Annotated in this window: 7 protein-coding genes; all 7 read left to right on the top strand. The window is 57.4% G+C overall.

Annotated elements, in window-relative coordinates; all coding sequences use genetic code 11:
- Positions 1-268 precede the first annotated feature (268 nt).
- Positions 269-1,693 carry an efflux transporter outer membrane subunit gene (locus VMU57_RS21685; protein ID WP_325387257.1) on the top strand — a complete coding sequence of 475 codons (1,425 nt, stop codon included), beginning with the start codon at positions 269-271 and terminating at the stop codon, positions 1,691-1,693.
- 9 nt (positions 1,694-1,702) lie between these two features.
- Positions 1,703-2,032, top strand: a complete 330-nt coding sequence (locus VMU57_RS21680; RefSeq protein WP_325387255.1) for a hypothetical protein — start codon at positions 1,703-1,705, stop codon at positions 2,030-2,032.
- 4 nt (positions 2,033-2,036) lie between these two features.
- The gene (locus tag VMU57_RS21675; protein ID WP_325387253.1) at positions 2,037-4,487 is read left to right on the top strand and encodes a heavy metal translocating P-type ATPase; all 2,451 of its coding nucleotides are present in this window, start codon (positions 2,037-2,039) and stop codon (positions 4,485-4,487) included.
- A gap of 247 nt (positions 4,488-4,734) precedes the next feature.
- The gene (locus tag VMU57_RS21670; protein WP_325387251.1) at positions 4,735-5,361 is read left to right on the top strand and encodes a PIG-L deacetylase family protein; all 627 of its coding nucleotides are present in this window, start codon (positions 4,735-4,737) and stop codon (positions 5,359-5,361) included.
- A complete protein-coding gene (locus VMU57_RS21665) occupies positions 5,358-6,500 on the top strand; it encodes a glycosyltransferase family 4 protein (protein WP_325387249.1) in 1,143 nt (380 codons plus the stop codon). The genes VMU57_RS21670 and VMU57_RS21665 overlap by 4 nt, the downstream gene beginning before the upstream one ends.
- A gap of 56 nt (positions 6,501-6,556) precedes the next feature.
- A complete protein-coding gene (locus tag VMU57_RS21660; RefSeq protein ID WP_325387247.1) occupies positions 6,557-7,738 on the top strand; it encodes a glycoside hydrolase 100 family protein in 1,182 nt (393 codons plus the stop codon).
- A 183-nt stretch (positions 7,739-7,921) separates the two neighbouring features.
- Positions 7,922-8,977, top strand: a 1,056-nt coding sequence (locus VMU57_RS21655) for an SBBP repeat-containing protein (RefSeq protein WP_325387246.1), incomplete at its 3' end; no start/stop codon positions are given.

Genomic DNA, 8,977 nt, shown 5'->3' with positions numbered 1-8,977 from the left:
GCGGTCAACGGTAACATCAAAGCACTGTTGCGACGCGGACGCGGCTACCGCAACCTCAACTACCTGCTCCTGAAAGCGCAACGGCTGGCCGCCACAAGAACCCAACTTGTCGCTTTTCAGAAAGCCGCGTAAAACGATGACCTTTACACTTTCTCGTCAAGAGCCGCTTTTGCTTTTGTTCTTGCTTTTGCTTCGGACGGTTGCGAAAAGGCCCCTTTGAGGGGCCAGCAACCGTAAAGCCACCGGCTCTGCCGGTGGATACTTACTTATGTTGAGCAGCACCCGTCCGGCGCTCATCGCTCTCCTGCTCGAAGGCGTTCTGTTTCCAGGTCTTCTGCTCATGGTCCAGGGTTGTGTCGTCGGACCCCGCTACAAGCCCCCGGTCGCTCCGGTTCCCGATAACTGGCGAATGCCGGCAAGCGAAAGCTCCTCACTGGGGAATGAGAAGTGGTGGGAACTGCTGAAAGATCCGGTCCTGCAGCAAATGATCCGGACAGCGTTGGCGCATAACATCGACATCCGCACGGCTGCAGCACAGATCATGCAGGCACAAGCGCAGGTCATGGTGGCGCGATCAGTGCAGCTTCCGCAGATCTCCGCAGGCCCGGGTTTTACGGGCGAGAAGATACAGGGCGGCACGGGGGGCAATAGCTCAACCAAATCGCAGACGGTCCGCTTCTACACGCTGACAGGCAGCCTCTCCTATGTCTCCGACTTCCGGGGTGAATATCGGCAGGCCACCGCTGAGGCCCGCGAGAATCTGCTGTCCACTGAACAGGCGCGCAGCAATGTTGTCCTGACCGTGGTGAGCAATGTTGCGCAGGGCTATCTCGCGCTGCGGACGCTTGACCTCGAGTTGCAGCAGACGCAGGATACGGTGAAGGCTTATCAAGCTTCTTTGAAGCTTACCCAGCAGCTTTATGAGGGCGGTGTTACGTCGGAACTCGACGTGAAACAGGCGCAGACGGCGCTGGATACCGCGCTGGCCGAGATTCCATCACTGCAGAAGCAGATTGGACAGGAAGAGGACGCTCTCAGCATCCTTCTCGGGGAAAATCCAACGGCCACTCCGCGCGGTCTCGATGTCGCCCATCAGCCGCTGCCGCCATCAGTTCCCGCGGGTCTGCCGTCGCAGCTGCTGGTGCGGCGCCCCGATGTACTCGAAGCTGCCCATACATTGGCTGCTGCTTATGACGCTGAGGATGTTGCTACAGCCGAATTCTTTCCTCAACTCTCCCTTACCGGTTCGGGGGGGACGGAAAGCGCCGCGTTATCGCACATCGTATCTGCCCCGTCTCTGGTATGGACGGCCGTAGCGAGCCTTACCCAGCCCATCTTCACTGGTGGACGTCTGACCGGTAATTTGAGAGTGACCCAGGCCCAGCGCCAGCAGGCTCTCATCGCGTATCAGGGCACGGTGCTCACCGCGTTTCAGCAGGCAAACGATGCGCTGATCGCCTATACCCGCACGCAGCAGCAACTGACGGCACAGGAAGCGCTGGTCAAGGCCGAACAGGATTCTCTGCATCTGGCGAACTTGCGCTACCAGGGCGGCGTCGATACTTACTTGAATGTACTTACCGCCGAAGAGAGCCTGTTCAGCGGTGAGATTACTCTGGCTTCGGATCGCGGTGCTGTTCTAACGGCGCTGGTCGAGCTCTATCAGGCCCTCGGCGGCGGCTGGCAGTCGTAAAGGCGGAGGTTGTCTTCTGAATCGAGCAGAACTGGCTTCAAGCTTCGGTCGCCGACGAACACATTCCCAGTAGACGGAGTCGTGCTTGGATACGTCGCCGAAGAGTCTTCACAAAAGCCCCGCATGGCCATCGAGAGCTTCCGCCACGAGGAAACATATCATCCCGAAGTGCTGAAGCCTGCGATTGACGCCTACGACCGGACGCTTAAGGAGTATTGGCAGAAGACTGGGCGCGCCGACGGGCTGTCATGGTCGGCAAACATGGCGCAGCACTACGGCACGTTTTCCCGATTGATCAAGACAGTCGCCCAAAAGCAGGGCTTCACGATCGAGGTGTAATTGGATGAGTGAAACCAGCCATGATCGCACAATTCCACAAGCTCAAGAGCACGATCCCGTGTGCGGGATGGAGGTCGACCCCTCGAATGCCGCCGCGAGCGTTGCATATCAGGGTGTCACTTTTCACTTTTGCAGCCAGGGTTGTGCGGCAAAGTTCCGGGCAGCACCAGAAAATTACGCTCGGAGCAATCCGAATTCATCTTCCTCCCCGATGAATGCGAAGACCGCGCCCCAAGGCGAATACACATGTCCAATGCATCCGGAGATCAAACAAGCTGGCCCGGGCAGCTGCTCGAAGTGTGGCATGGCGCTAGAACCGGTGACAGTCACCACACCATCCAAGCGAAGAGAATATACCTGCCCAATGCACCCGCAGATCTTACGCGATGCACCGGGGTCGTGCCCAATCTGTGGAATGGCGCTCGAACCTCGAGAGGTCGCTGCCGAAGAAACCAATCCGGAACTGATCGATATGACGAGGCGGTTTTGGATCAGCGTCGCGCTCGCCGTGCCGATGCTCGCGCTGATGGTCTCCGGATTTCTGCCCTCAATGCCTATGCAACACATGTTCTCGGCAAGAGTCTGGGCCTGGATCGAGTTTGCGCTGGCAAGTCCGGTGGTCCTCTGGTGTGGGTTGCCATTCTTTGTCCGGGGTTGGCAATCCCTGGTGCATCGCAGCCTAAACATGTTTACGCCGGTTGCCTTGGGTACTGGAACGGCCTACATTTACAGCGTCTTTGGTACCGTCATTCCTCAGATCTTTCCGGCGTCGCTTCGTGGAGCCGGAGGGCAGATCGATGTGTATTGTGAGCCGTCCGCAGTTATCGTTGCACTGGTTCTGCTAGGCCAAGTGTTGGAACTGCGTGCCCGCAGCCAAACCAGCGGTGCAATTCGCGCGCTTCTCGGCCTGGCTCCCAAGACGGCAATGCGGCTTGACGACGAGGGCGACGAAGCGGACGTACCGCTCGAACAAGTGCAAGTTGGTGACCGGCTTCGCGTACGGCCCGGAGAAAAAGTGCCGGTGGATGGCACTGTGCTTGAAGGTCACAGTTCCGTCGATGAATCGATGATCAGCGGAGAACCGATCCCCGTTGAAAAGGACAAGGACGCGAAAGTCACGGCGGGAACCGTGAATGGAACCGGCGGATTCGTGATGCGCGCGGAACGTATCGGCGCCGACACGCTGTTGGCGCAAATCGTAAAGATGGTCAGCGAAGCTCAGCGGTCACGGGCGCCGATTCAGAGGCTGGCAGACCGCGTCTCCTCGTACTTTGTTCCGGCCGTCATTGTTTCGGCCGTTATAACCTTTATCGTCTGGTACTTTGTCGGGCCGCAGCCGCGCTTCGCGCATGCGCTCGTAAATGCCGTGGCCGTTCTGATCGTTGCCTGCCCCTGTGCTCTTGGGCTAGCCACCCCCATGGCCATCATGGTGGGCACTGGTCGCGGAGCTCGCGCAGGCATCCTCATCCGTAATGCGGAGGCGCTGGAGATATTCGGCAAGGTTGACACACTCATCATCGACAAGACGGGAACCCTGACTGAAGGCAAGCCGTCGCTGAGCGCCGTCATTCCCCAGCCTGGAATCAGTGAAAACGACCTGCTCCAGCTCGTCGCCAGCCTTGAGCGCTCCAGCGAACATCCTTTGGCGGCAGCCATCGTCAAGGGGGCCGAGGCAAAGAAGCTTTCTCTGTCCGATGTCGCCGGATTTAACTCCACGACCGGCAAAGGTGTGAAGGGAACCGTCTCTGGCAAGCAGGTTGCAGTCGGAAATGCGGAGTTGTTCCACGACCTGTCCGTCGATCCCAGCCCTTTGCTTGATCGGGCCGAAGCTCTGCGCGAGGAGGGCCAGACGGTGATGCTGGTTGCCGTGGATGGCAAAGCCGCCGGCATCGTGGGCGTCGCCGATCCAATCAAGGATTCCACACCGGATGCGATTCGAGAGCTCAAGGCAGCCGGTCTGACAGTCATCATGGTCACTGGAGACAACGCGACCACAGCCAAAGCTGTCGCGGAAAAGCTCGGCATCGAGTTTGAGGCCAATGTACTTCCGCAAAAGAAGGCGGAGGTAGTCAAGGAACGTCAGCAAAAAGGCTCCGTGGTCGCGATGGCCGGCGACGGCGTGAACGATGCGCCCGCGCTCGCGCTGGCTGACATAGGCATTGCCATGGGGACCGGGACCGACGTGGCGATGGAAGCTGGCGGCATCACGTTGTTGAAGGGCGACCTACGCGGCATTCTCCGCGCTCGTCATCTGAGCAAATCCACAATGCGCAATATTCGCGAGAACCTGTTCTTCGCGTTCGCCTACAACGTAGTTGGGGTGCCGCTTGCCGCCGGCGTACTCTTCCCTGCATTCGGCTTGCTTCTCAATCCAATGATTGCGGCGGCCGCCATTAGTTTCAGCTCGGTCTCGGTGATTGCAAATGCGCTGAGATTGCGGACGACAAAGATATGAATCCCCGACGAAACCTGGTCGTCCGACACGGGCTTGGGCGAAGGGAGTTTGCCGCCCTGATCCTTAATGACCAGATATGTCCACAGCCGCTATGAAAGGGTTTTAGCTGGGACTATTTGCGCGAGCCGACGTCAGAAGAGATTTTACAATTCTGATGCTGAATCGGTTCACACCTAGGCGTCTCTAACAGTATCCCTGGAGAACAATGCCCCCGGTCCAGTTCGATGAGGTGATATCCGGTTCGCGCTTGCGGGCCGCAGTTGTAGTCGCCCACCCGGACGACGAGACGCTCTGGTGCGGCGGGTACATACTCGCCCATCCGGAATTTGATTGGCGCGTTGTGACTCTTTGCAGGGCATCCGATCCAGACCGTGCACCAAAGTTCCGCAAGGTTCTGGAGCAATTGGGCGCGGTGGGCGAGATGGCGGATCTGGATGATGGGCCGGACCAAGTGCCGCTGCCAATCGAACAGATTCAGGCAACGATAACCAGATTATTGGCTGGAAACAGTTACAGCTTGATCCTCACACATGGTCCGCGTGGCGAGTACACACGTCATCGTCGGCATGAGGAGTGCTGCCGAAGCGTCGTTGACCTTTGGCGATCGGGTAACATCGCCACAAACCGCCTATCGCTATTTGCTTACGAAGATGGAGGGCACGCGTACTTGCCTCGGGTTCGCAACGATGCAGATCAACGTGACGTGTTGGCAGAGAACGTCTGGCTCGAAAAGCGCCGGCTGATTACGGACGTTTACGGGTATGGCGTCGACAGCTGGGAAGCGATGACCGTTCCTCGCGAAGAAGGATTCTGGTGCTTTGACTCAGCACAGGCGGCAGCAAAGCGCACAGCAATTAGGGAGCAACAATCGTGAAGGTACTCGTATTGAGCGAATATCCGGCGCCGGCGGCTGGCTTGGCCCTCCAAGGTGAGTTGTTATGCAAAGGCCTTTCCGAGATGGGCGTGGATGTTCATCCGGTACACCTGGAATCGGATTTGGAAAAGGAGTGGTACTATCGCTGGTTTAAGCCAGATGTCGTAGTCGGCGTGGGGTTCTGGGGCCATATCCCAAACCTGGTTCTGCATCCCCAGCGATTTGGGATGAAGGCCGTGCCGTGGCTCGTGGCCGATGGCTATATTGCAGAACATCGTGACGTACTCAATGCTCTGCCCCTGATCCTGGTCACCTCCAATTGGGTGAAGGAGGTGTACGTCAGAGATGGCATCTGCGGAGACAATATCGTGGTGTTGCCGGTGGGTTGCGGCACGGATCGATACAAGCCGCATAGCCAGGGCGACGTAAAGGTGCAATCGATCCGCGAGGAGTTTGGAATATCGAAGGATCAGTTGATGATTCTGACCGCTGGTGGCGACGGCGCATCCAAGGGGGCTCAGGAGGTCATGCAGGCGTTGGCGCTGATCGATGGCGAGGTCCCCGACTGGAGATACGTCTGCAAGGTTTGGCCTCAATCACGTACTGAGCAACAGAACCTGATCGACCTCAAACTGGCGGCGGATCTGGGAATCAGCGAAAAGGTCATTTACTCCACCAATGTTGTCTCGCAAAACTTTATGCCTTACTTGTTGTCTGCCTGCGACATCTACGCTGCCCCTTCACGACTCGAGGGCTTTGGCATGATTCAGGTTGAGGCGAATGCCTGCGAAAAGCCCGTGATCGCAATCGATGCCATGGCATTTCGTGACACGATGGTGCATGGCGAGACGGCATTCCTGGCGAAAATCGCAGAGGAAAGAAAGATTACCGAGGCGCTGTACGGCGAAGGGCACGACTACGAGAAGACTCATCGAATCGTGTTTCCAAATCCGCGCACTGCTGAATATCGAGCCAGTGTTCCCGACATCGCCAAGTACCTTCTTTTACTCATGAAGGACAGCGCGCTACGGCAGCGCATGGGAGAAGCAGGCCGCAAGCGCGTGGTCGAGTTGTTCGACTATCGCCAGGTTGCAAGGCAATTTGTGGAGATCGTATCCGACCGGTTGGGTATCAAGTAAAAGGCAACGAGGCGGCGACGGCCGGCCTTCCAATCCAACACGCAATTGAGGAATCTATGTCATTCGACGAAAAGTCGCTAGCCTCCATTGAGCTGGCTAAAGAAGCCGCCCTACAAATCCTGCTGCATAACGTACAGGGACCATTTGAAGGACTGCCCCGCACCGCTGGTTGGGGGTACCCGGAACCCTACACTCGGGACCTGATGATTTCAGCTCTCGGCTTTCTGGCCACCGGCAACGAGCAACTTGCAGACGCTCTGGAACGCACTCTGGTATCGCTTGCTAATAATCAGACAATGCATGGCCACATCCCATCTCTGGCCCACGATCCCGCAAACCGCGGCTCCAGTGACTCGACTCCGCTCTTCCTCTTCGGGCTGGCTCTCTACAGAATATCGAGGAACCAGCCGGAGTTCCTCCGTGAGGCAGCGGAGAAGGCCAAGAAGTGGATGCTGTATCAGAGCCCAGATGACAGGGTAATGGTCGCACAGTTGCCCACCAGCGACTGGCGTGATGAACAATACGTGATGGGATACGGGCTGTACGTGAACATGATTGTCTATGCGTATCTTCGTCTTTATGGGGAGCACGAGTCTGCTGAGCAACTGCGCAGTTTAATGAGCCGTTTGGAAGTCAGTGGCGAATTGAAGAATACCTATGAGCAAGAGGCTCTTGTCGAGCCAACCGCGCCCTACTACGCTCTGTATTCGTACAAGGTGATGAGCAGCGACCGGTTTGACTTGCTCGGCAACAGTCTGGCGATTCTGACCGGGATTGCTTCACCTCAGTGGGCCACGAACATGTTGACGTGGATTGAAGCCGAGTGCGAGGCCATGCGGGGCCGCGGAGAGCTTGCCGTGGATCTGCCGCCCTGCCTGTTTCCGTACATTCTGCCCCATCATGCGGATTGGCTGCCACGATACGAGCGATATAACCGGCCTGGCGACTATCACAACGGGGGTGTGTGGCCGTTCATTTGTGGCTTCTACGTCTCGGCGTGCGTGGCAGCAGGACAGATGGATCTGGCAGAGCGAAAACTCTTGGCCCTGACAGAACTCGTCAAGCCGTGGCATGAAAACGCAGCGGAGTGGGGCTTCAACGAATGGATTCATGCCCAAACCGGCAAACCAAGCGGCCGGGATTGGCAAACCTGGTCGGCCGCAATGTACTTATACGCGGCCCAGTGTGTGTTGCAGCGGGGTACACTTTTCTTCGACGGCATACGCGGGGAAATCTAAGCGCAGCACTGAAAACCTGAAAAGTACCACCTTGAGCAGGTGAATTCAGCTCAGGGTAAGTGCCAATTGCAGTTTGTCTCAACCGAGGGGTTCACCCCAAAAGACTGTGCCCATTCCTGGAAGGCTCCCTGCAGAGTGATAGACTCGTAGCTGCTTCCCCGATAACTCTCCGGAGTGCTGACTATGAAACGTCCATGGATTCTTCTGAGCGGGGCCGTCCTCCTCTCGATCACCCTTTCCCGTGCGGATAGCAAGAAGCCGTCAGCGATTCATTCCATTCCCTTCTCATTTGAGGCCAATCACGGGCAAGCGCCCGCTGGGGTGGGATTCGTGTTTCACCGCGAAGGGATGGCCGCACTGTTTTCTGCCAAGGGAGTTGAGTTTGTGTTTACGGGAAGAAGTCGCGGGCGGAGCACCTTACAGCTTATGTTTGCCGGGCGAAACGGGCAGCCAGACGGGCAGGACAAGTTAGCCGGACATGCCAACTATTTCGTCGGAGACGATCCCGGAAAGTGGATAACGGGGGTGCCGCTCTATTCGCGCGTGAGATACAGAGACATTTATCCAGGAATTGATCTAGTGTTTTACGGCAACGGCACGGAGCTGGAGCACGACTTCATCGTGAACCCAGGAGCCGATCCGGGGCACATTGCATTGCGCCTCAAGGGGGCTTCCAGCCTGCATTTGCGCGACGGCAACCTGGTTGTGAGTAGCGAAAACTCCGAGCTTCTGATACGAAAACCTGCGGCATACCAGACAACTGCTGGGAAGCGTGTAGTGGTCGAATCCGAATTGGCGCTGGACAAAGACGGGACCGTGCGCTTTCGGATAGGCAGATTCGATCGCTCACGCCCGTTAATAATCGACCCCGTCCTCGTGTTTTCGACTTACTTGGCCGGGACAGGCTCCGATATTCCGACCGGACTGGCAACAGATGCGGCGGGGAATGTTCTGCTTACGGGCTTCACGAGTTCCACGGATTTTCCGCTCCAGAACCCGGAGCAGAAGAAAATGGCGGGTTGCGTCAACGGGTCGGGCTGCCAGAACGCCTTCGTCACTAAGTTCGATCCGACAGGGACGACGTTGATCTATTCGACTTATCTGGGCGGATCCACCGGAAATATAGCGTCCTCGATCGCTGTCGATGGGACGGGGAACGCAATCATAACAGGGATCACGAGCTCGGCGGATTTTCCGAGAGCTGGCGCGCCAGCAGGGTCGACGCTCAATTGCTCTTTG

The organism is Edaphobacter sp., assembly GCF_035532915.1.
Classification (GTDB): Bacteria; Acidobacteriota; Terriglobia; order Terriglobales; family Acidobacteriaceae; genus Edaphobacter.
Note: the sequence above shows the minus strand (reverse complement) of the source record. Positions and strands in the feature narration are given on the sequence as shown.

Excerpts from the sequence above, each read along its gene's own strand:
- VMU57_RS21675 (WP_325387253.1), top strand. The coding sequence starts at position 2,037 with ATGAGTGAAACCAGCCATGATCGCACAATTCCACAAGCTCAAGAGCAC.
- VMU57_RS21660 (WP_325387247.1), top strand. The coding sequence starts at position 6,557 with ATGTCATTCGACGAAAAGTCGCTAGCCTCCATTGAGCTGGCTAAAGAA.
- VMU57_RS21685 (WP_325387257.1), top strand. The coding sequence starts at position 269 with ATGTTGAGCAGCACCCGTCCGGCGCTCATCGCTCTCCTGCTCGAAGGC.